17 protein-coding genes and 1 riboswitch are annotated in these 24,630 nt (G+C 43.1%); of the genes, 9 read left to right on the forward strand and 8 right to left on the reverse strand.

Translation table 11 applies throughout. The annotated features are described in order from the left end of the window. Window positions 1–85: 85 nt before the first annotated feature. Entirely contained in the window at window positions 86–2,332 is a 2,247-nt protein-coding gene (gene ptsP, locus Xsto_RS05530; protein ID WP_099124328.1) for a phosphoenolpyruvate--protein phosphotransferase, read from the reverse strand. A gap of 9 nt (window positions 2,333–2,341) precedes the next feature. Continuing rightward, a complete protein-coding gene (gene rppH, locus Xsto_RS05535) occupies window positions 2,342–2,869 on the reverse strand; it encodes an RNA pyrophosphohydrolase (RefSeq protein ID WP_099108954.1) in 528 nt (175 codons plus the stop codon). A 259-nt stretch (window positions 2,870–3,128) separates the two neighbouring features. Continuing rightward, a riboswitch (TPP riboswitch) is annotated at window positions 3,129–3,233 on the forward strand. A gap of 125 nt (window positions 3,234–3,358) precedes the next feature. On the opposite strand from rppH, the gene thiB reads away from it, so the two are divergent. The 3 genes from thiB to thiQ are packed head-to-tail and all read left to right on the forward strand — an operon-like array spanning window position 3,359 to window position 6,640. Further along, entirely contained in the window at window positions 3,359–4,372 is a 1,014-nt protein-coding gene (gene thiB, locus Xsto_RS05540; protein ID WP_099124329.1) for a thiamine ABC transporter substrate binding subunit, read from the forward strand. Then, window positions 4,348–5,952 carry a thiamine/thiamine pyrophosphate ABC transporter permease ThiP gene (thiP, locus tag Xsto_RS05545; protein ID WP_099108955.1) on the forward strand — a complete coding sequence of 535 codons (1,605 nt, stop codon included), beginning with the start codon at window positions 4,348–4,350 and terminating at the stop codon, window positions 5,950–5,952. Before thiB ends, thiP begins: the two co-directional genes overlap by 25 nt. Beyond that, window positions 5,945–6,640, forward strand: coding sequence for a thiamine ABC transporter ATP-binding protein ThiQ (gene thiQ, locus Xsto_RS05550; RefSeq protein ID WP_099124330.1), 696 nt, complete (start codon window positions 5,945–5,947; stop codon window positions 6,638–6,640). The genes thiP and thiQ overlap by 8 nt, the downstream gene beginning before the upstream one ends. 274 nt (window positions 6,641–6,914) lie before the next feature. Here thiQ and Xsto_RS05555 read toward each other — a convergent pair whose 3' ends face one another. The 4 genes from Xsto_RS05555 to sbnA all read right to left on the reverse strand — a co-directional run bounded on the left by Xsto_RS05555 (window position 6,915) and on the right by sbnA (window position 11,902). Next, window positions 6,915–8,360, reverse strand: coding sequence for a pyridoxal phosphate-dependent decarboxylase family protein (locus tag Xsto_RS05555; RefSeq protein WP_099124331.1), 1,446 nt, complete (start codon window positions 8,358–8,360; stop codon window positions 6,915–6,917). A 733-nt stretch (window positions 8,361–9,093) separates the two neighbouring features. Then, entirely contained in the window at window positions 9,094–9,555 is a 462-nt protein-coding gene (locus Xsto_RS05565; protein ID WP_099124333.1) for a ParB N-terminal domain-containing protein, read from the reverse strand. Window positions 9,556–9,891: 336 nt separating this feature from the next. Beyond that, window positions 9,892–10,908, reverse strand: coding sequence for a 2,3-diaminopropionate biosynthesis protein SbnB (gene sbnB / locus Xsto_RS05570; protein ID WP_099124334.1), 1,017 nt, complete (start codon window positions 10,906–10,908; stop codon window positions 9,892–9,894). Window positions 10,909–10,942: 34 nt separating this feature from the next. Next, on the reverse strand, window positions 10,943–11,902 hold the full coding sequence (sbnA, locus tag Xsto_RS05575) for a 2,3-diaminopropionate biosynthesis protein SbnA (RefSeq protein WP_099124335.1): 960 nt from the start codon (window positions 11,900–11,902) through the stop codon (window positions 10,943–10,945). 506 nt (window positions 11,903–12,408) lie between these two features. Between sbnA and Xsto_RS05580 the strand changes: the two genes are divergently transcribed. Next, a complete protein-coding gene (locus Xsto_RS05580) occupies window positions 12,409–13,200 on the forward strand; it encodes a formyltransferase family protein (protein WP_169926592.1) in 792 nt (263 codons plus the stop codon). A 1-nt stretch (window position 13,201) separates the two neighbouring features. Then, window positions 13,202–13,840: a LysE family translocator gene (locus Xsto_RS05585; RefSeq protein WP_099124337.1), complete on the forward strand. Its 639-nt coding sequence runs from the start codon at window positions 13,202–13,204 to the stop codon at window positions 13,838–13,840. A 105-nt stretch (window positions 13,841–13,945) separates the two neighbouring features. Here the strand turns inward: Xsto_RS05585 and Xsto_RS05590 are convergent, their stop codons facing one another. Then, the gene (locus Xsto_RS05590) at window positions 13,946–14,680 is read right to left on the reverse strand and encodes a hypothetical protein (protein WP_099124338.1); all 735 of its coding nucleotides are present in this window, start codon (window positions 14,678–14,680) and stop codon (window positions 13,946–13,948) included. 306 nt (window positions 14,681–14,986) lie between these two features. Here Xsto_RS05590 and Xsto_RS05595 point away from each other — a divergent pair, with 306 nt between their 5' ends. The 3 genes from Xsto_RS05595 (at window position 14,987) to rluA (ending at window position 21,238) form a co-directional block, all read left to right on the forward strand. Then, window positions 14,987–17,335, forward strand: a complete 2,349-nt coding sequence (locus Xsto_RS05595; RefSeq protein ID WP_099124339.1) for a DNA polymerase II — start codon at window positions 14,987–14,989, stop codon at window positions 17,333–17,335. Between the two features lie 212 nt (window positions 17,336–17,547). Then, window positions 17,548–20,457 carry an RNA polymerase-associated protein RapA gene (gene rapA, locus Xsto_RS05600; protein WP_099124340.1) on the forward strand — a complete coding sequence of 970 codons (2,910 nt, stop codon included), beginning with the start codon at window positions 17,548–17,550 and terminating at the stop codon, window positions 20,455–20,457. 127 nt (window positions 20,458–20,584) lie between these two features. Further along, on the forward strand, window positions 20,585–21,238 hold the full coding sequence (gene rluA, locus Xsto_RS05605) for a bifunctional tRNA pseudouridine(32) synthase/23S rRNA pseudouridine(746) synthase RluA (RefSeq protein ID WP_099108965.1): 654 nt from the start codon (window positions 20,585–20,587) through the stop codon (window positions 21,236–21,238). 27 nt (window positions 21,239–21,265) lie between these two features. Here the strand turns inward: rluA and djlA are convergent, their stop codons facing one another. Next, the gene (gene djlA / locus Xsto_RS05610; protein ID WP_099108966.1) at window positions 21,266–22,075 is read right to left on the reverse strand and encodes a co-chaperone DjlA; all 810 of its coding nucleotides are present in this window, start codon (window positions 22,073–22,075) and stop codon (window positions 21,266–21,268) included. A 200-nt stretch (window positions 22,076–22,275) separates the two neighbouring features. Between djlA and lptD the strand changes: the two genes are divergently transcribed. After that, a complete protein-coding gene (lptD, locus tag Xsto_RS05615) occupies window positions 22,276–24,627 on the forward strand; it encodes an LPS assembly protein LptD (RefSeq protein ID WP_099124341.1) in 2,352 nt (783 codons plus the stop codon). The last annotated feature ends 3 nt before the right edge of the window (window positions 24,628–24,630 follow it).

Consider the following 24,630-nt stretch of genomic DNA (forward strand, 5'->3'; position numbering starts at 1 on the left):
GCCCTAAGGCAGATCATTGTAAATAACAGATCACCGTAAATAACCGATCACCTTAAATAACAATGGTAAATAATAGCATGGGCGGCTAAATGCCACCACGCACCAGCCCACCAAGGCCGTGGGTTTCCATAAAAGCAGAACAGATTTCTTTCACCTGTTGGGTGGTTTCTGCTCTCAGGATTTCCTGAATAAAATAACTCAGTTCTGCGGAATCTAAATGATGTAATAGGTATTTAATTCGTGGAATACTCCGACCGCTCATGCTCAGGCAACGATAACCCAAACCAACTAATATCAGCACCCCCATCGGCAAACCCGCCATTTCACCACAAACACTAACGGGTAAACCAATGCGCTGACTTTCATCAACAATCTGTTTTAAGGCCTTAATCATTGCCGGATGAAGATTGTCATACAAAGAAGCAACATGGGTATTATTACGATCCACCGCAAGTAAATACTGAGTTAAGTCGTTGGTGCCAATAGAGATAAAATCAACGCGTTTCTTCAATTGTGGTAACAGCAGGATCAGAGAGGGCACTTCTACCATGACGCCAATTTGTGGCATCGCAATGGTTGTGGCAGCGGATTGTTCAACTTCTGTCTTTGCCCTGTTGATCAGTTTTTTGGCTTCATCAATCTCTTCAATACAGCTTACCATCGGCAACAATATTTTCAGATTTCCGATCGATATATTCGCTTTCAACATCGCCCTAAGCTGGATCAGAAATATTTCCGGTTGATCCAGCGTTATGCGAATTCCCCGCCAACCAAGGCAAGGGTTTTCTTCATTAATAGGCATATAAGGAAGATGTTTGTCAGCACCAATATCCAGTGTTCTCAATACAACTGATTTGTCAGGGAAAAGTGTCAGCATTTCCTGATAGCGATTTTTCTGTTCATCTTCTGATGGAAAACCGCTGTGCAGCATAAAAGGGATCTCAGTACGATACAACCCGACGCCATCAATACTATCGCCTATTTGTTGCTCATATTTCAGGCTCAACCCTGCATTGAGTTGAACCCGCACCCTCTCTCCACTTTTAAGCCGGGCTTTTTGTTGCTGCCCCCCTTCGGCCAGTTTACTGAGAACCCGCTCTTCTTCAATGATCTGGCGATATTCCTGAACAACCAGCGGCTCTGGATCAATGAAAAATTCTCCCCGATAACCATCCAGAATCAACATTCGGTTATGCAGCAATTCCGGATGAATATCAGCACCCATAATCGCCGGTATTCCCATCGCCCTGACTAAGATTGCAGAATGTGAATGCGTTGCCCCATCACGCACAATAACACCCACCAGCTTATCCTGCGGGATTTCAGCCAGTAAGTTAGCGCTGAGTTCATCTGCCACCAGAATAAAACGCTCTGGCCACTGGCTATTGCCGGTAAAATCATCGTCCAGATGAAAGAGTAACCGCTGCCCGAGCGCCCGTAGATCAGAAGCCCTTTCCCGCATATAGGCATCCTGAAGATTGGCAAATTGTTCCGCATATTTCTCCACAACACTTTTTACCGCCCACTCTGCGATAAAACCATTATCAACTGAGTGGAACAGATCCTGTTTAAGTTTCGGATCATTCAGTAAGTGGGAATAGAGATCAAAAATAGCAGCACTTTCTTTCTGCGAGCTGGCAGTAAAGCGTTTACTTATCCGGCGACATTCTGCTGTTGCCTGCTCAAGCGCACGGGTCAGGCGGGAACGTTCTGCCTGATAATCGAGTGTTAACGCTTCAGATACCTGCTCAAGTGATGGCTGGGAACAATCCTGCCAGCCCTGAGCCATCGCAATACCCTGAGAGACCGCCAGTGCTTTGATATGGGTCTGACAATACTGACTTGATAATCCACGAACCTGGGCCTGAGCAAGGATCGCCGCCAATTGCATGGCAAGAGTCACCATAAAAGACTCTTCACTTTCATCAAACGAGCGCCGCTCATTTTGCTGAACGACCAAAATCCCCTGCAATTGGCGGCGGTAGATGATCGGAACACCTAAAAAGGCCCGGAGATTCTCTTCTTTTACTTGAGGAATATATTTGAAGCTGGGGTGATCACGTACATCAGCAAGGTTGATTAACTCTGACAAGCGCCCGACTTCACCCACAACACCTTCGTCAAAGGAGAGGCTGACCGTGCGCTTTCCCGGCTTCTTCAACCCCCGGGTTGCCATCAGGTAATAACGCTGGCGCTGATGATCGGCCAGATAAATAGAACAAACATCCGTGTTCATTGCTAAACAGGTTTCATTAACTAACAGCTCAAGCGCTTCCGATAAATTCGTTGCCATCGCAACCTTTTCAACAATTTCCCGTAAGCGCATGAGCATAACAATTACCTAACTTCTTCTACGACGATAATAGGCTGAGTAGGGTTGTGGCGCTGATTCCTGTACTGGCATCACGATGGAGGAAAACTCTTTCATCACACGGCGATACACATCCCGTTTAAAGGAAACAACTTGCCTGACAGGGTACCAATAACTCACCCACCGCCAACCATCAAATTCTGGTGTACTACTGCGCTGCACATTAATCTCTTTTTCACTGCAAAGCAGCTGCAATAAAAACCAGCGTTGCTTTTGCCCGATACAAACGGGCTTTGTATCCCAACGCACCAAACGTTTGGGTAATTTGTAACGCAACCAGCTACGAGTGGAGGCTAAAACCCGTACATCTTTGCGACTTAAACCAACTTCTTCGAACAACTCACGATACATCGCTTGCTCTGGCGATTCTCCCGGATTGATACCTCCTTGGGGGAACTGCCATGAATGCTGTCCATAACGGCGGGCCCACAGAACCTGCCCCTGACGATTACAAATTACAATTCCTACATTCGGGCGGTAGCCATCATCATCGATCACCAGACTACCTCTCGATAAAACGAATTTGAAAAGATAGCTAATTGTTTCACACTCCCCTCAAGCGGTAAACCTCTATACCTAATGGATTTAGAATTGCATCCCGGCGGTAAGGAAACACCCCTTTGGAACTCGGATCTCCGCCTATTTATAAAACGATAGCAGGAATGTGAGCACAGCCAATAAATCAGAAAAAATAGTCAGAAAGATGTCAGATATATTAATGAGGCTTTGCAGTCACTACTTTAGCCTCTACAATATGCTCATCTCAACGGGGTGCGATTGTTGTCGGACAACATCGCTGAGAGCAAACCCGTAGAACCTGATCCGGTTGGTACCGGCGTAGGGATTTGAGCCACTACTCATTGATATATAGCAGTCATTTTATCAGACACTTTCTCAAATCCTTTACCAACCTGCTGGTCACTTGTTTAATTATGAGTGCTAATAACGATTATTAATAACCACTATTAATAACGACAGGAGAGCAAAGTGTTTAAGCGTTTATTTTCCCGGTTGATCGCAATCAGTGCATTATCGGTTTCTGCATGTGCCTTTGCTCAGGCAGCACAGGCTAAGCCTACACTGACTGTTTATACTTATGATTCGTTTGCCTCCGAGTGGGGAGCAGGCCCGGCTATTAAAAAAGCTTTTGAATCTGAGTGTGACTGTGAATTAAAACTCGTTGCGCTGGAGGATGGTGTTTCTTTACTGAACCGTATAAGAATGGAAGGTAAAAAAACCCAGGCTGATATCGTGCTGGGTTTAGATAATAACCTGATTCAGTCTGCTCAACAGACAGGGTTATTCACCCCTGTCAGCATTGATACCACAAAATTAAAACTGCCTTTCACCTGGAATAACAGTACTTTTATTCCCTACGATTACGGTTATTTTGCTTTTATTTACAATAAAAACACCCTGCCTAATCCCCCAAAAAGTATGGCTGAGCTCATTAACAGCCAGCAGAACTGGAAGATTATTTATCAGGACCCGCGCACCAGTACCCCCGGCTTAGGTTTTTTACTCTGGATGCAGGAACTCTATGGTGATAAGGCCGCACAAGAGTGGCAGAACATAGCCAAGAAAACGCTGACGGTAACTAAAGGCTGGAGTGAAGCCTACGGGTTATTCCTGAAAGGAGAAGGCGATATGGTGCTCAGCTATACCACCTCACCGGGCTATCACATCATGTCCGAGAAAAAGAATAATTATGCCGCAGCCATATTTGATGAGGGGCACTATTTACAGGTTGAAGTTGCTGCACAGCTGGCTTCAAGCAAGCAGCCTGAACTGGCTCAGAAATTCATGCAATTCATGCTCTCCCCTACATTCCAGCAAGTTCTTCCGACTACACAGTGGATGTATCCTGTTACTGATATTCCTCTGCCAGAAGTGTTCAAACAACTGCCTGTGCCAGAGAAATCACTGCAATTCAACGCAGATGAAGTAGCAAAACACCGAATACAATGGATCCGTACATGGCAAAGTGCTGTAAGCCGTTAATCGCGGGTTGGTTATTGCCGGGGGTAATTGCCTCCGGCCTGTTGCTCCTCATTGCGCTTTCCGCTTTTGGCGTACTGTTTTTTTATGCGCCTGAAAGTCACTGGCAGGTATTTCTGAATGACAGCTATTTGTGGCATGTGATTCGTTTTACTTTCTGGCAAGCATTTTTATCCGCCTTATTTTCAGTGATACCCGCCATATTTCTGGCCAGAGCGCTCTATCGCCGCCGCTTTCCGGGCAGAACGCTTTTCCTACGCCTGTGTGCCATGACGCTGGTTCTGCCGGTTTTAGTCGCTCTGTTTGGCATACTGACTGTTTACGGACGCGTTGGCTGGCTGGCCAGTCTTTGCCAGTGGATAGGAATTGAATACCATTTCACACCTTATGGTCTTCAGGGTATTTTACTGGCACATATTTTCTTCAATATGCCGATGGCTACACGCTTATTACTCCAGTCACTGGAAAATATTGCAATAGAACAACGGCAGCTTGCAGCTCAGCTTGGTATGAATGAGTGGCAACATTTTCGTTTTGTCGAATGGCCTTACCTGCGCCGCCAGATTTTGCCAACAGGCGCACTGATTTTCATGCTGTGCTTCGCCAGCTTTGCCACCGTACTGACATTAGGCGGCGGCCCTTCTGCAACCACGATTGAACTCTCTATTTATCAAGCTATCAAGTATGACTACGATCTGGGTCAGGCCGCTCTGCTCGCACTTATCCAACTCTTTTGCTGTCTTGGTCTGGTGTTACTGAGCCAAAAGCTTAAAGGCATACTTTCGGTAGGTTATGGGCATCAGCAACAATGGCGTAACCCACAGGATTCCTGGTCGAAAAAGTTATGTGACGGATTGCTTATCACTATCGCATTACTGCTTCTGCTCCCGCCGTTACTGGCAGTCATCATGGATGGGCTGAACAGTGCGGTGTTAGATGTCCTCAGTAAACCCGAATTATGGCAGGCGTTCACAACCTCCATTGTTATCGCGCTGGGAGCGGGGTTGTTGTGTATCTTCCTGACGATGATGCTGTTATGGAGCAGCCGTGAATTATACCTGCGTCATTTATCGCGCTGGGGACAGGCTCTGGAAAGCAGTGGCTTACTGATTCTGGCGATGCCGGGTATTGTGCTTGCGACAGGCTTTTTCATTCTGCTGAATAATACCATCGGGTTACCTGATTCTCCTTACGGGCTGGTTATCCTGACCAATGCCTTAATCGCAATTCCCTATGCGTTAAAAGTACTGGATAACCCAATGCGCGATCTGGCAGCGCGCTACAATCCATTGTGCCACTCCCTGAATATTAAGGGATTCAATCGACTGCGCTGGATTGAGCTTAAGGCCCTGAAAATCCCGCTGGCACAGGCTTTGGCTTTTGCCAGTGTGCTGTCAATCGGGGATTTTGGCATTGTGGCGTTATTTGGTGACGAAAATTTCCGTACCCTGCCTTTCTATCTCTACCAGCAAATCGGGGCATACCGCAGTCAGGATGGAGCAGTCACTGCTTTCCTGCTTTTGCTCCTCTGTTTTATTTTGTTCAGTGTGCTTGAACGCTTACCGGGCCGACGCCATGATTAAACTTGAAAATGTGACTTATACCTATGAACAAATTGCCATGCGTTTCAACGTCAGTATTGAGGCGGGTGAGCGCATAGCCATCCTCGGCCCGAGTGGAGCGGGTAAAAGTACATTATTAAGTTTAATCGCAGGATTTCAGTTCGCAGAACGCGGTGATATCCGGCTGAATGGGGAAAATCATACCAATACATCCCCTTCCAATCGCCCGGTATCCATGCTGTTTCAGGAAAATAATCTGTTTTCCCATTTAACCATTGAACAAAATATCGGTCTGGGTTTACATCCCGGACTTAAATTAAGTGTTCAACAGCAGCAAACACTGCAACAAATTGCATCGCAGGTATCACTAACAGAATATCTGAACCGCCTGCCTGCCCAACTTTCTGGTGGACAACGCCAGCGGGCGGCGCTGGCGCGCTGTTTAGTGCGTCAACAGCCCATCTTATTGCTGGATGAACCTTTTTCTGCTCTCGACCCCGCCTTACGTAATGAAATGCTGGAATTACTGGATCAGGTATGCAGAGATCGGAAACTGACTTTACTGATGGTGTCCCATAATCTTGATGATGCCGCTAAAATCGCTCCGCGTTCCCTGTTGATTGTAGATGGTGAAATTTATTATGACGGTGCCACGGAGAAGTTGGTGAAGGGGGAAGTGCCTGAGGCCGGAATTTTGGGGATAGGATAAGTTGTGAGTGAAAAGCTAAGGCCATGCTCCCAATGACTAGATATTGTGGAATTCGCTGCTTTTTATTCTGGATGAGATATAACTAAAGTTGATGTGGTTTATCGTTAACTGTCATAAGACAGACGAAGTTAAAGCCCATTGCAAATGGACGGTACGGATCATCCCCGAGATCAATGTCAATTAGGCTTCTTTGCTTAGAAGCCTGAAATACTTTCATTATAAAATCTAAATTTTATTTCTACACTGCCACAAAAAATATTTCATACCATTCTCATTATCTCATCTCCCTTGATTTATTTAAGCAAGAAATTAGTTTATCAATATCTGCTTTAGTTGTTCTAAAACTGGTTATACAAGCGCGCAATGCTTTCACACCTGCGTAATGGGTCATTGAGAGCCAATGACTATTATCTTCCAACACTGCCGCTAATATATTTTCTGTCATATGACCATCAGAATCGATAAAACATGCAATAGGTAAATCTGAAGGATTGATAACTTCCCATCTATTTTCAATCAATCTCTGTTTTAAATATATTCCCAGATCAATATGTTGCTCAATCATGTTTCTGAAACCGGTATGTCCTAAGATAGCCATGGGAATGAATAGTTTTAAACCATTAAATTTCCGTGACCATTGGACAGAGCTGGCATAAGGATCAAGATTATCTTCATATTTATCTGGCATATAATTTGTTGAAACAGCAAAAGATTTACTAAGAATGCCGGGACAAGAAGAAATAAACATACCTGTACCCATTGGTGCCGCCAGCCATTTATGGGCATCCAATGTTATTGAATCGCTATGCTCTATACCTTTTAAAAGATGTTTATATGTATCACTGAGCAATATTGCTCCGGCCCATGCAGCATCAACATGATAATATAAATCATACTCTTTACAGATATCAGCAATATCATCAAGTGGATCAATAATCCCTGCATTTGTAGTCCCAGCCGTTGCAGAGACAAAAAAAGGTTGTTTTCCACTGATTTTATCTTTCTCAATGGCTTCCCTTAATTTTTTGACATCAAATTTTCCATTTTTATCTACCATAATCAGCCGTACAGCGCTTTTTCCTAGACCTGACTGTACTGCAATTTTGAGCCATGCCAAATGGCTGTCACTCGAAACATAAAACACAGGATTACCATTTATTTTTGATAATCCTGTGATTGTATAATCAGGAAATTTTTTAACTAATGCGCATATAAGAGCTGTAAAATTAGCTTCTGACCCACCATAGGTAAAAATACCATTTGTTTCTTCACTACGGTAACCTGCAGTAATACCAAAATAATTAATAATTTTATTTTCAATCTCAACGCAAGCCGGAGCATGGCTCCAAGCTGCCATTTGTGGATTATATATTGATGTTATAAATTCAGCTATACCTCCCCAAAAAGAAGATGTTGGGTTAAATAATCCAAAATAATTTGGGCTTGTAACATGCACAATACCATTATTTAGCAAATCAAAGACATCATTCAATACATCTTGGGGATGATTATTTTTATTAAAATCATATTTTGATATAATTTCAATAATATCATGCTTAGATAAAATTGGACTAACCGGAGCATAATCTAAATTGGAAATGCGTTCATTGATTGATTCATTTACATAACTGATTATTTCCTCTCTTAAATCAACATTAGGGAAAAAAGAATCTTCAACACTATTTTTTATAAAACCATTTATTTTATTGCTCTCATTCATATTTCTTCTGCTTATTAATATTAAATAATGATCAGAGGTAGGGTTATTTTCTATTGACTGATTAACTTGTTCAGCACTCAGAGCTACGGCAGAAAACAACTATGCATTACTAATCCCATGTGTACGTTCTGATAAGCCATTAGCATAAATAAAAAACTCTAACTTATCAGAAATTGTTAAATATAATTAGTAGTACCGAAATTTCATGCTGGTAATAGTGCGTTTTAATAAAACAGAATTCCCAAAGTATTGCTATATACTTCGTCTTTATATTTCGTCTTTTAAATTGTCGCTTTGTTGGCTACGCTCACTCACCCCAGTCACCGTTTTTATAAACATACGGTTATCTATGCTCCTAGGGATTTACTCCCTTGCCGCCGCGACGCATCTTGAAATTCATTGTGTATATATAGAATAACTGCCAGGAGAAAATAAATTGGTTATGGAGTTCACAAAAACGCCTTACTATAAAAATGACCCAAGATTATTTTACATAACTTAATAACCTTTTTATAAGTGATAGTCTCATCATAATAGTCATTATTTTTTAAAAATATTTAATAAACGATATTATACTTCCCCCTACAATTATTAATGTTTTTTCTTAGAATCCTGAAACACTTCATTATAAAACATAAATTTTATTTTATACCATCACAAAAATATCTATATCACTCTCAGAATATCATCTCATTTTATTTAATTAAACAAGGAATTAGTTTAAGTTAATCAATTATACACAATCATCAACAGATTTAATCTGTGACCATACTTTTCTATCACAAAGAGTATCTAAAGCAAAGTTAACATCTGGCAGTGAGGGATTAAAAAAATGCCTCGTAGTTTTATAGGGAAGAATTTTTTTATTCTCTATTTCGCGTGTGATATTATTAATGCAATATGGTTTATTATCCTTCCAATCATATACTTTTACTCTGTGATCACTATATTTTAACCTCACTACAGGTATAAATAACAATCCAAGTCCATACGCGACATTTAATCTATGGTTTCCATCCATCACCCAGTTTGATTTATATTCAATAGGAATAATACTTTTCCATATTCCCTCTAAACTAATCTTTCTTTGCAATCTTTCAACCATTATGGCATCGACTTCTTCAGATTGAACTAAATTTTTAACAAGTTCAAAGCCAATATGATACGATTCTCCTGACACTATTCGTTGTTTCATTTTTTTATTCCACGCCGATGAAAATCAATTTTTATTGGAATACTTCTTATATTTCTGCAATGAAGAGTTTTCAATTTCAAGTAACTTTCTCTTACAGTCACAAGCAATAATGTGTACAAGTGATATTACTTCATAATTGAAAGCTGATTTTACTATTTCAGAGGTTATTTTGTAACCGCCCGTACTTAAACAAGCGGTATTAGACATTAAAAGGCCATCTTTAATGGTGAGATTAACCGCTCTCCAGACATCACACCGGAAAGTGGTGACGAAATCAGAAACAGTGAAGAACATCTCGTCTAATTATGTTACTCAGTTTCGATTAATTCTTACTAATTAATTCCTACTATATGAGTCCGGGAAAAAGTCATCAATGCATACTTTATCATCGGTACTGAGTGTGTCCAGTAGCTGCTTCGCTACTGCCAGATCGAGGATCCCCATGCCAAACGGCGAAAATATACGCGGTTGTTTATTATCAGGAACAATGCGCTGTTCGATTAAATCAGCGATCCCTCCCGCCATAAAATCGTGATGGCCTACCTGCTGGCTGGCAAGGTGGGGGGAAGTCTGCGCCTTCAGGCAATGGCTGACATCATCCGCTATATTCTGCCCTGCTAAAATTATTTCCGGAGCCAGATCACGCAACGACATATGCAGAACAGTCGGAGCATGGCTAAACCAAGCGGGTGAAGTAATATAGGGCTGAGTTGCTGAAGTAGTAATCAGTACCATATCTGATTCACGGATTGTGGATTCCAGCGACGTACTGTAGCTGGTACCGACCCAACCAGCAGACTTATCACGAAATATTTGGATGCGGGTTTCACTGAGATCGCACATGCAAAGTTTATCGATTTCCCATCCCAACTTTACTAGTAGTCCCAAAGTATTATGCGCAATAGGCCCACAGCCTATTACACCAAGCCGTTTAATCTTTTTAGGTGTCGGATGTAAATAACTGGCGCCGAGTACTGCCGAAGCGGCGGTACGCGCCGCACTGATCAGACTACCCTCAAGGCAAGCACGCGGATAACCAGTGTGTCTATCATTGATAATCAGCACTGCAGAAGCCCGATCCAATCCCTTATCAATATTTTCTGGAAAGCTGGATATCCACTTAATACCCGTAATCGCATCATCACTTTCAATGGAAGCAGGCAAAGCGATAATTCTCTGTTGTGGGTGATTTGGAAAACGCAGGAAGTAGCTGTCCGGATTGATAGTTTTACCGTGAGCGTGTTGCAGGTAAGCCTGTTTGACTGCCTTCACAAGCATGTCGGGGTTCGCATCCAGCCAAGGAGCGATTTGTGCGGCACCAATTACCGTAAAAGAAGGTGTTGTATTTGCCATAATTACCTTTTATTCATGTGTTATTTAACGTGTCTTATACAACTTCAGATTTCGGCAGCAGAGTAGGAAAGTGAGTTTTGACCCAACTGGGGTTATAAATGGTATCGATATAACGATCTCCCATATCCGGTGAGATAGCCACTATGCATGATCCTACAGGGAGAGTAGCAGCATACAGCTCAACACCAGCCAGAACCGTGCCTGACGATCCCCCTAACAATAGGCCACGTTGAGCTAACCGATGACACATTGCCACAGTATCAATTTCTGGGATCATCAGTAATTCATCAAAACTTGAGTGGGTCCGGATAGCAGGAGGGTTGCTGGTACCAAGACCGGGAATAAGACGTTTTCCGGCCGGATGGCCAAAAGTGACAGACCCTTTACTATCCACTGCAATTATACGGGCAGAAGGTGCATGTTCCCGAAGGTAGCGTGATACCCCGCCTAATGTGCCAGTTGTACCTGCGCCAATAAAGACATAATCTGGCGTGGGAAAAGCGTTCAGAATCTCTGGTCCAGTTGAGAGATAATGAGCCCTAACATTTTCCTCATTTTCATATTGGTTAACCCAAAGCAACTGTTCATCCTGCGCAAGCATTGATTTGATCAGGTTGATACGAGTAGCAAGAAAACCGCCATTTTCATCCCGTGTCTGCACAACAATTAATTCTGCGCCGTAGGCCTCAATGATGCGCGCGGTCTGCGGTGAAATGTTAGGGTCGCTGACACAAGTAAATTTGTAGCCTTTAGCAGCACAAATCATTGATAATGCTAAACCAAGGTTTCCTGATGAACTTTCAATAACTCGCATACCTGGAAATAACCTTCCCTCAAGTTCCAGTTGCGTTATCATGTGCAGTGCTGATTTAAATTTTATTGACCCAGTGGCCGAAAACCCTTCAAGTTTCAGGTTTACATTAATTCCATTACCAATATCTATCTTTATAAATGCTTTTGAAAACAGTAAATCATATGGGTTATCAACAATCATTTTTATTATTTCCCACTCACTATTTTTCTACACCCTTACAAGCGTTAGATATGTTGAAAGTAAAGTAAAATATATAACTATTGTTAAAATAACATTAAATCAAATGAAAAACCCATGCCATATATCATTAAAATAAAATGACAAAACATCAAAATAAATAATATTATTTTTTAACGAAAAACAATATTATTTATCAAGTATGATAATAACAAGCGTTATTCTAAAACTGATCTATAAAATAACCTTTAATTATTAAAAATAAAAAGTTAAAAAATTATGACTTTAGTCAACTTACTTTAGCTGACATATTAATTAACGACGAAATACGTGTAACATTCATTGGTTTTTTCTCATTAATCCGTGGTCAGATACGATATTGTATTGTTAGTCCATCAAGTCATTTACTGTTAAAGTATAATATTACTCTTAATACTCTGGAATAGTAAATCAGGGTTAAAATATCAATAATAAAATATATTCTGAGGTAAATAATAATGTACACATGCATGACTGAAGCATTTTTTCATACCAGCTACCTTGCAGAAAAAATTTCAATGGAAAATATATTTTGGATAGTTAGAAATACTAGAAAACTCGATCCTAACTCATTGAAAGAGGCACATTTACAGTTATCAAGAAAATTAACTATCAATAAGAATGATATTTCTTTACTAGAACAAGTATACCAAGGCCTTAGCGAATCAGAAAAATATCTTGCTCTTAAATATGGTGTTCCCAGAAGTACTCCACTTGAAAAGGCACATGTTATTGATAATGGTAATTTAGATTGTGCTTTTCTCGAACAATGCATCAACTCTCAATTATCATTAGATAATAGTGGTGCTATAGTTTTTCTGGATGTTATTTTGAAGCCTTGCTGGCTCAGCTATTTTCAAGGTAGAATTGTTAATGCACACTCTGCCATTTTGCCTTATGCAAGGGGAATGTACGCCATTGAACAGCTTATGACTACCGGATCTCGAGAAAATATAGAAAAAGCAGCCGGAGCTACCATTCATTATGTGGATTCTGGAATTGATACCGGAAAAATCATAACGTTTAAAAAAATAAAATCACTTTGGTCATTACCTTCTATCTGGGCTGTTAAAGGTGAATCTTATTTATTAGCATTTGATCTCATGTCTAGCTACTTAAAAAACAAATCAAATTTCAGTTTTCAGGATGTTATTCCTACCGATGAAAGTCTAGAGAGCCCATTATTTTATAGCAAAAATTTTACTGAAGATGTTAAGCTTCTGGCTGAGAAAAAATTTCATTTATATAAGCTAGGAGAGTAACATGTTTGATATTAACTGGGGGCTTTTCTTGGTTGCAAGCCTTACCATAAACGCAATTCCTGGTGCTGATGTTGTTTATGTAACAGGGAAGTATTATACAAAGGGGAAAAGAAGTGCCGTATTATCAGCTACTGGATTAGCCGTCGGTTATTATTTTTATATATTTATTACATGGTTAGGTATTACCGCTATACTTCTGTCAAACCCATCACTCTTTGGAGTCATTCAATTAATTGGTGCTGTTTATCTAATATGGATGGGCAAGAGTATTATTCAGTCTTCCCCCATAACGACTAAGCAAAACAGCGAACAAAATAGTCATAAAAAAAATACAAAAAACTATGATTTCTTAGGAGGATTTGTTATTAGTGTTCTTAATCCTAAAGTAGGATTATTCTTTGTTTCATTTTTCCCTCAATTTATAACTTCTGGTAGCCCTAGTTATCTAATACTGATTCTCGGTAGTGTGTTTTGTTTAGGCGCAACATTTTTTAACATGTTGTATTGCTTCTTATTTTCTAGAATACAAAAACTTTCCCCCAATAAATCTCATTTGATTCTAGGAGTTATCCCCGGAATTATTCTTATCTTTCTAGGTTGCCTGATGATATATGATACACTTTCAATTTATTATCAATAAATTATTTTTTAGATAATACTTCCAAGACAAGATGACGAAAGTCGGTTTTTTAGGAGAACATAAATCTATGCTCTCCCATTTTTGCAATACTCATTTTGATGCATGTTAACCTTCCTTCATATCGCTCTTCTTCTTATCCTTTTTTTCTGCCAGATGATAAAGATACGGTCTCCATATCGGGTTTAGTCTCCAAGGCGCAGATGTAGGACAATTATTTTTCCAAAATTGAATTCTTGCAGCAACATTAGGATGTTGTCTATTTCTGAAAATCCACCTTAACTCTTTTCCAGTTATACTATCTTTAAATTGCCCACTTTTGTTAACGATACTTTCCATTTCGAGACCATCAAGTATGAAATGAACATGCATATCTCTCGTCAGTTGGTTATTTTGGTTATTTAATAGGTCATTACCTATTGTTACCCAAGATAATCCTCCTTTACTTTTTCTTCCCAAGAGCTGATCAGTGTATTTTTCACTCTCAGTGACACTACGGTATTTTTCATTTAATCTTAAATGATTAAAATAGTTTTCTTTATATTTCTTATACTTTTCATTTTCTATATATTGCAATTGTTCTTTAGCAAAATTCATTCTATTGATACACTCAGGATTTTTACTATCCTTATGATTTTTAATATAATTATTCATATTCCTTATTTCTGAAGGAATTAAGTAACTGGCAATCGTTATCGGAGGATAATCTTTATTATCATAATGAATTTTTGCATCTTCAAAAAATTCAATTTTAGTTGAATATCTCTTTATAATTTCTTGGGATAACCCATATATCAAATCGCCTTTCTGAAATTTGTCTCTGAATGGAGGCTCAAATGGCATATATTAACCTCATTTATATTTAACCTGTTTTTAACCAACATACGATCATCTATTCGCTCCCTTGCCGCCGCGATGCATCTTGAAATCCATTATGTATAAGAAGGAGTAAATGATGAACACCAAATATCAACAAACCTTAATATCGTTTGTAAAAAAATCTCAATATATGAGAATAAATAATGATATCTATCGACCGTCATGATATCAGCTTGCTACAAAAACAACTGTATAAATAAACATGAAATGCTATAATTAAAGCCTATCCCTCACAAAAGAAAGTGTGCCTTACCTTAAAGCTAAAATAGTATGCAGATAAATCACGCTGAACAAGGTTTCATCCTGTCTCGTCACTGGAAAGATACGCCATCCGGTATTGAGTTGGTGTATTGGTTAGCCACGGATAAAGGTAGCCGACGTATTACTATCCTTCATCAGAAAGCTGTCGCCTTTATCCCTCAACGTGATTTGCCTGAAGCTGAAAAACGGCTGGCTCAGGAGCGCCATTATGAGCTGAAAAAACTCTCTCTGAAAGATTTTAACCGCCAGCCTGTCTCCGCTTTGTATTGTTCACAATACCACCATCTACAGCATTTTGAAAAGGTTCTCAAGGAACAGAATATTCCCCTGTACGAAACCGATATCCGTCCGCCGGATCGCTTTATGATGGAACGTTTTATTACTGCTCCCGTCTGGTTTAGCCAAAAATCCGACGGGAGTTATCAAATGAAGCCCAATCCTGACTATCGTCCCAACCTGAAATGGGTTTCTTTGGATATCGAAACCAGTCAGCATGGCGAGCTGTATTCTATCGGCTTGGCAGGCTGCGGAGAGAAAACGGTATTTATGCTGGGATCGGAGAATGGTGAACAGCAGGAACTGGATTTCAAGCTGGAATATGTTGCCAGTCGTCCACAAATGCTGGAGAAGCTCAATGAGTGGCTGGAAGTTTACGATCCCGATGCAATTATCGGCTGGAGCCTGATTCAGTTTGATTTAAGAGTGCTCCAGAAACATGCTGAACGCTATAACATTCCCCTGCGGTTTGGTCGTGGAAAAGGGGTACTTGAATGGCGCGAACATGGTTTTAAACCCGGGCATTTTTTCGCTTCTGCGGCGGGCCGCCTGATCATTGATGGTATTGATGCGCTGAAAACCGCAACATGGAATTTTCCTTCGTTCAGCCTTGAATATGTCGCTCAGGCGTTATTGGGGGAAGGGAAAGCGATTGATAGCCCTTATGACCGGATGGATGAAATTAATCGCCGCTTTCAGGAAGATAAACCCGCCCTCGCTCACTACAATTTGCAGGACTGTATTCTGGTCAACCGGATTTTTGAGAAAACCAATCTCATGGCATTTTTGCTGGAACGGGCGACTGTCACCGGGTTAGCAGTGGATCGTGCTGGAGGCTCAGTGGCTGCATTCACTCATCTTTATCTGCCTCGTATGCACCGAATCGGCTATGTGGCTCCTGTTCAGCCAACGAGTTTCACCGACCACAGTCCCGGTGGTTTTGTGATGGATTCATCCCCCGGTCTGTATGATTCCGTTCTGGTATTGGATTATAAGAGCCTTTACCCTTCTATTATCCGTACTTTTCTTATCGATCCGGTCGGAATGGTGGAAGGCCTCGCCCAGCCCGATAAAGAACATTCTGTTCCCGGTTTCCGGGAGGCATTTTTTTCCCGCACTCAGCACTGCTTACCCGATATTGTCACTCACATCTGGCATGAGCGAGATAAAGCAAAGCAGCAAAACAATGCTCCGCTTGCTCAGGCGCTGAAAATTATCATGAATGCCTTTTATGGCGTACTCGGTGCCTCCGGTTGCCATTTTTTTGATCCGCGCCTAACCTCATCAATTACCATACGCGGCCACAAGATTATGCACCAGACACGAAAATTAATTGAATCAAAAGGCTATCAGGTGATTTATGGTGATACTGATTCCACGTTTGTCTGCCTGAAACACCTTCACTCTGAAACAGAAGCCAGCCGGATTGGCCATTCGCTGACTCAGTACGTCAACCAGTGGTGGAAAGATCACCTCAAGACAAAATTCAACCTCGAAAGTACACTAGAACTGGAATTTGAAACCCACTATCGCCGTTTTCTGATGCCGACGGTAAGGGGAGCAGAAGAAGGGAGTAAAAAGCGTTATGCCGGGTTAAGCGGCGATAAATTGGTATTTAAGGGGCTGGAAACGGTAAGAAGTGACTGGACTCCGCTGGCGCAGGCATTTCAGCAGGAGCTGTATTCCCTTATTTTTTATCAGAAGCCTTATCAGGATTATATACGTAATTATGTCGCCAGTACGCTCGCCGGTGAATTTGATAATCGTCTGGTTTACCGAAAACGGCTGCGGCGTAATCTCACTGATTATCAGCGCAATGTTCCTCCCCATGTCAGGGCTGCTCGTCTGGCGGATGAGTACAACAAGCAGAAAAACCGCCCATTGCAGTATCAGAGCGGTGGTTGGATTAGTTACATTATCACGCAATCCGGGCCTGAGCCGCTGGAAAATCTCACCTCTCCACCGGACTATGAACACTATATCAGTAAGCAGATTATGCCGATTGCAGATGCCATTCTGCCGTTTCTTCAGGATGATTTTACTACCCTGCTGACAGGGCAAATGAACCTTACTTTCGATTAATTGATGTTTTTGCAGGTGACGACTTGCTCAGCTTCAATTAACATAACGCCCCTTTAAAGGGAAATTACTCCCGAAAAGTGTCACAGAACTAGTCATGAAAACTAGTCATAAATACGAATCCTATCGATAACCAATGATGATCGATATCCAACAAAAGCAGCCACCCTGCAACCATAAATAACATTATCTAACAGAAAACTGAGCCAAAATTTATGCCATTTACTCTTGGTCAACGCTGGATAAGCGATACAGAAAGCGAACTTGGATTAGGTACAGTCGTGGCGCTTGACACGCGCATGGTGACATTGCTTTTTCCAGCCAGCGGAGAAAACCGCCTCTACTCACGCAATGATTCCCCAATCACCCGAGTTATGTTTAATGCGGGCGATACCGTGACCAGTCACGAAGGCTGGAAACTCAAGGTCGATGAAGTTCAACAAGAGAATGGCCTGCTGAACTACATCGGTACTCGTTTAGATACTGAAGAAGAAAATGTCATCCTGCGGGAAGTATTTCTGGATAGTAAGCTGACATTCAATAAGCCACAGGATCGCCTGTTTGCCGGCCAGATTGATCGAATGGATCGCTTTGCCTTGCGTTTCCGTGCTCGTAAGCATCAAAGTGAACAATTTCGGCTGGCAGAAAGTGGTCTGCGCGGCATTCGTGCCAGTTTGATCCCACATCAGTTACATATCGCTAATGAAGTCGGTAAGCGCCATGCTCCGCGCGTATTACTGGCGGATGAAGTTGGTCTGGGTAAGACCATTGAAGCCGGTATGATTATCCATCAACAACTGATGGCTGGTCGTGCCGAACGTGTGCTGGTTATTGTGCCAGACAGTCTCCAGCATCAGTGGCTGGTGGAAATGCTGCGCCGCTTTAACTTGCGCTTCTCTCTGTTTGATGATGGCCGTTATTCCGAAGCCCAGCATGACAGCGATAATCCATTTGAAACGGAACAGTTAGTTATTTGTTCGCTGGATTTTGTTCGCCGTAATAAACAGCGCTTTGAGCATTTGCTGGAAGCGGGCTGGGATTTGATGGTCGTGGATGAAGCACACCATCTGGAATGGAGTGAAAAAGCGCCAAGCCGCGAATATCAGGTTATCGAACAACTGGCAGAACAAATTCCGTCTGTTCTGCTGCTGACAGCGACACCAGAACAGTTAGGACAGGAAAGCCACTTTGCCCGTCTGCGTCTCCTTGATCCAAATCGTTTCCACGATTATCAGGCTTTCATTGACGAACAGCAGAAATACCGCCCGGTTGCTGATGCAGTAACGTTACTGCTGTCTGGTGAAACGCTGAGCAATGACCAGCAAAACCTGATTGTTGAGCTGATCAGCGAACAGGATATTGAACCTCTGCTGAAAGCGGCGAATAGCAATCAGGAAGAAGAGAGTGAAATCGCCCGCCGTGAATTAGTTGCGATGCTGATGGATCGCCACGGCACCAGCCGGTTGCTGTTCCGTAATACCCGTGGTGGTGTAAAAGGTTTCCCTCACCGCGAACTGCATGAAATTAAGCTGCCACTGCCATCCCAGTATCAGACTGCTATCAAAGTGTCTGAAATTATGGGGGCGAAAAAAACGGTGGAAGCGCGTGCAAAAGATATGCTCTACCCTGAACGGATTTATCAGGAGTTTGAAGGCGAAAATGCAACATGGTGGAACTTTGACCCCCGTGTTGAATGGCTGCTTGGCTTCCTGCTGGCAAACCGCGATGAAAAAGTACTGGTGATCTGTGCCAAAGCGGAGACTGCCCTGCAACTGGAACAGGTTCTGCGTGAACGCGAAGGGATCCGCAGTGCGGTATTCCATGAAGGGCTTTCCCTGCTGGAGCGTGACCGTGCAGCGGCTTACTTCGCTTCCGAAGAAGAAGGCGCGCAGGTGCTCCTGTGTTCTGAAATTGGTTCCGAAGGACGCAACTTCCAGTTTGCCAATCAGCTCGTTATGTTCGATCTGCCTTTCAATCCTGATTTGCTGGAACAGCGTATCGGTCGTCTGGATCGTATCGGTCAGAACCGCAATATCACGATCAGCGTACCTTATCTGGAAAATACCGCACAATCTGTCCTGCTGCGCTGGTATCACGAAGGTCTGGATGCATTCGAACATACCTGCCCGACAGGTCGCCCGATTTATGATAAGTACTATGAAACGCTGCTGAATTTCCTTGCCAAGCCTAACGAACAAACGGGCTTCTGCGAGTTTATCTCCGAGTGCCGCACGCATCACGAACAGCTCAAACAACAGCTGGAGCAAGGCCGTGACCGTCTGCTGGAGATGAATTCTAACGGTGGTGAGCAAGGGCAGATTCTGGCTGAAACCATTGCCGGACAGGATAATAATACTGATTTGGTGAATTTTGCCCTGAACCTGTTCGATATCATTGGTATCAATCAGGAAGATCGCAACGATAACATTATCATTCTCAACCCGTCTGAACACATGCTGGTGCCTGACTTCCCGGGTCTGCCACAGGATGGCTGTTCTGTTACATTCGATCGTGAAAAAGCCTTATCCCGCGAAGATACTCAGTTCCTGAGCTGGGAGCATCCGATTATCCGGAACGGTCTGGATCTTGTCCTGTCAGGCGATACCGGAAGCTGTGCAGTTTCTATTCTGAAAAACAAAGCACTGCCGGTTGGTACGCTGTTAGTTGAGTTAGTTTATGTTGTTGAGGCTCAGGCACCGAAACACCTGCAATTAACCCGCTTCCTGCCTCCGACACCGTTACGCTTATTGATGGACCTGAAAGGCACTAACCTGGCACCTCAGGTGGAGTTTGAAAGTTTTAACCGTCAGTTGAATGCCATCAACCGCCATAATGCCAGCAAGCTGGTTAACGCGGTTCAAAAAGAAGTTCATGCTGTTTTGCAGCAGTCTGAACCTCTGGTTGAACAACAGGCGCGTGAGTTAATCGAGAAAGCGAAAAAAGAAGCTGATGAAGTCCTGTCCGCTGAGTTGTCACGTCTGGAAGCCCTGAAAGCGGTCAACCCGAATATCCGTGATGATGAACTGGAAGCCATTGAATCCGAGCATAAGCATCTGTTGCTGAATCTGGATCAGGCAAACTGGCGTCTGGATGCAATTCGTCTGGTCGTTGTCTCTCACCAATAAAGAATAGTTATTCTGTCATAAGGGGCATCCATAACGAGGTGCCCCTCTGTTTTATCCCATCGATATGCTGTTAGAATGCGCCCCGTTATTTTTTCCAACCCAATTTTCCAAACCCATTGGAGCGACTATGCTGGAGTTTTATAATCCCCCGACTGACCCCTGGTTACATGTGCTTTATCAGGATGAGCACATTATGGTTGTCAATAAACCCAGCGGATTGCTTTCTGTTCCGGGAAAAGCTGAGGAACATAAAGACAGTATCATGACCCGGGTACAGGCCGAATTTCCCTCTGCCGAATCTGTTCATCGGCTGGATATGGCGACCAGTGGTATCATGGTGGTCGCACTGACCAAAGCGGCTGAACGTGAGCTCAAGCGACAATTTCGTGAGCGTGAACCGAAAAAAGTCTATATCGCACGTGTCTGGGGGAGATTAGAACCGGAAGAAGGGCTGGTTGATTTACCGTTAATCTGCGACTGGCCGAATCGCCCGAAACAAAAAGTCTGCTTTGAAACGGGAAAATCGGCACAGACCGAATATCAGGTACTTGAATATGAAGCACAGGCAACCCGCGTCAGGCTCGCGCCTATCACCGGACGTTCCCATCAGCTTCGGGTACATATGCTGGCACTTGGTTATCCCATTCTGGGTGATCGGTTCTATGCGCATCAACAGGCAAAAGAGTTAGCTCCTCGCCTGCAATTACACGCACAGGAGCTGTCTATCACTCACCCGGCTTATGGTTCTCCGATGCATTTTGAATGTATCGCCGACTTTTAATTGCCGTTAATTTCTTTCTGACAGCCGTTATTTAAAGCCTTTTTCTTTCTTGATCAGATCATAAGCGGCCTGAATGGACTGTGCTTTTTGTTTGGCAAGCTCCATCATTTCTGGTGGTAAACCTTTTGCCACCAGCTTATCGGGATGGTGCTCACTCATCAGCTTCCGGTAAGCCCGCTTAATGGTTGTGGCATCATCATTCTGGCTGACCCCCAGCACCTTACAGGCATCTTCCAGCGTCGCACGCTGCTGGGCGGCTCCCTGATAATGACCATTCTGCTGATATTGCCCGCCAAAATGACGACCGCCTTCCATCATCGCCAGAAACTGCTCGAACTGCATACGGGAAATTCCCAGTTCTTCAGCAATCACAAACAGCACTTTTCTTTCATTGGGATGAAGTTCACCATCAGCAAATGCAGCCTGAAGCTGGATTTCGAGAAACATTCTGATCAGATCAAAGCGCCCGAAACAGGCCCGACGAAGCTGTTTTAATGTCTCACGTAATGGAAACTCAGGGCGTTTACCCTCACGAAATGCCTGTTGTGCAGCAAGGCGGGCGTCACCATGCAGGCGCATTCGATCCATAAGCTGGCTGGCCAGTTGGATATCCGTTTCAGTAACCCGTCCTTTTGACTTAGTCAAATGGCCCAATACCTGAAAGGTACTGCGGAAAAACAGTGCCTGCCGCGATGGGTTTTTAGCAGGGGTTCCCTGATTCCGTATCCTCACCTTATCAAGGATATGGCCCAGCAGAACACCCACCACAATGCCCCAGAACCCGGCACCAGATGCAATACCAAATATTAACCCTAATAATTTTCCCCAATACTGCATATACTCTCTAATTCCTCAATGCCCTGAGTGAAATTTTGCATTATCATACTATTCATCATTATCATACTATCCATTAAGCTCTGTGCCTAACAGCATGATTAGTGAAATTTAACTTTACTCTGGCGCATATCTATCAAGTGCGTTAGTCTCTCAGCGTTTGTCGGCATGATGCCACTCATGATGGAACCGCATAAGCATCTATGAATAAATGTTATCCCACTTTGCTGGCCACGATGGTATGGGCAGCACTTTACAGTCAGCAGGCACACGCTGACCTTGCAGCACAATGTATGCTGGGTGTCCCTGTCTACGACAAACCCATTATTACCGGGGATCCCAACACACTCCCGATTAAAATTCAGTCTGATGATACCCATGGTGAATACCCTACTGCTGTAGAGTTTGTCGGTAATGTCGATATCCAACAAGGAAATAAAACACTGACTGCCGACAGAGTCAGATTCGAGCAGGCTGAAGCTAAAGACCCGGTGCGGACTATCCATGCTGCCGGGAATGTCAGATATGATGATCCTCAGATAATTCTGAAAGGGCCACGCGCCTGGGCTAACTTAACCACAAAAGATACCGATGTGGAACAAGGGAAGTACCAGATGGTAGGTCGCCAGGGACGCGGTAGCGCAGATAAAATGATGCTGCGCGGTGAGAATCGCTATACCATTTTAGATAATGGCGTGTTTACTTCCTGTCTGCCGGGTAACGATAGCTGGAGCGTTATCGGTTCAGAAGTCATTCTGGATCGTCAGGAAGAAGTGGCTGAGATTTGGAACGCCCGTTTCAGGGTCGCAAATGTTCCCGTATTTTATACTCCCTACCTGCAACTACCGATTGGCGATAGACGCCGCTCTGGTTTTTTGATCCCCAATGCCAGTTTTTCCAATAAAGACGGTATCCAGTTCATCCTGCCTTATTACTGGAATATTGCTGCCAACTACGATGCGACCATCACACCACACTTGATCAGCAAACGTGGTCTGAAGCTCGATAACGAGTTCCGTTACTTAACGAAAGCGGGCTCAGGCACCGTGGCATTCGATTGGATCAAGAAAGACCGCCTGTATGCAGAAGATAAAGATTTTAATCTCAGACCTGAACGGGATAGCAACAGCCGCTGGTTATTTTACCTGAACCACGGTGGAGTGATGAATCAGGTCTGGCGCTTCAATGCTGATTATACCAAAGTCAGTGATCCGCACTATTTTACGGATTACAGCTCTCAGTACGGAACCAGTACTGATGGTTACGCCACGCAAAAATTCAGTATCGGTTATGCGCAGCAGAACTGGAATGCAACGTTAACTACCAAGCAATTCCAGATCTTTACTGCCAGCGATACCAGAAAAGCATACCGTGCTACCCCTCAGCTAGATCTGAATTACTATAAAAATGATCTGGGACCATTTGATTTCCGCACCTATGCGCAATTTGCCAAATTTACCAGCGTTGGTAAGGAACAGCCGAACGCAACCCGCTGGCATGTAGAGCCTTCCATCAACCTGCCACTCTCCAATGGCTGGGCAAGTCTCAACAATGAAGTTAAGTTGATGGCAACCCACTACCAACAAGATATTCCTGCGGCGCAAAAGACCTCTGATTTGGAGAAATCGGTTAATCGCGTTCTGCCACAGTTTAAATCAGATGCACAGATGGTATTTGAACGGGCCATGTACTTTAAGCCCGGTTTTACGCAGACATTGGAGCCTCGGGTTCAGTACCTTTATGTTCCCTATAGGAATCAGAATAATATTTACGACTATGATTCCTCCCTGCTGCACACCAATTATACCGGCTTGTTCCGTGATCGGTTCTACAGTGGTCTGGATCGCATTTCATCAGCCAATCAATTTACAAGTGGTATCACCACCCGTATCTATGATGAAGATTTAGTTGAACGTTTTAGTTTCTCTATAGGTCAAATTTATTACTTTGAGGCACCACGCGTTAAAGATGCTGACTCTTCCGGGCAAACACAAAGTCCTATTGATGCCAGTAATAACCGAAGAACGGGTTCTACAACCTGGGCCAGTGATGTTGAATGGAACATCAACTCATCCTGGGGCTTCAAAGGTGGAGTGCAGTATGATACCCGTCTGAGCCAGGTTTCAATGGGGAATTCAGTCGTGGAATACCGCCGTGATGCTGACCGCCTGATACAACTGAATTATCGCTTTGTTAATCGTGACTATATTCGGGCTACTCTCAGAAACGCTCCTGCGTATCAGCAGGGTATTTCTCAGGTAGGTGTGATAGGAAGCTGGCCGTTGACTGATCGCTGGGCGGTCGTCGGCGCATATTACTACGATGCCAAAGAGAAACAACCCGCCAGCAAGATGCTCGGTATGCAGTATAGTACCTGTTGTTGGGCTGTGAATGTCGGTTACGAGCGTAAGATAGTCAGCTGGAAGGATAACCAGAGTGAATATGATAATAAATGGTCACTCAATATTGAACTCCGTGGCTTAAGTAACAATCATAGTTTGGGTAGCCAGAAGATGCTTCAGCAAAGTATTTTGCCTTATCAGCGTGCTTTCTGATAC

The sequence above is a fragment of the Xenorhabdus stockiae genome, from assembly GCF_002632825.1.
GTDB lineage: Bacteria > Pseudomonadota > Gammaproteobacteria > Enterobacterales > Enterobacteriaceae > Xenorhabdus > Xenorhabdus stockiae.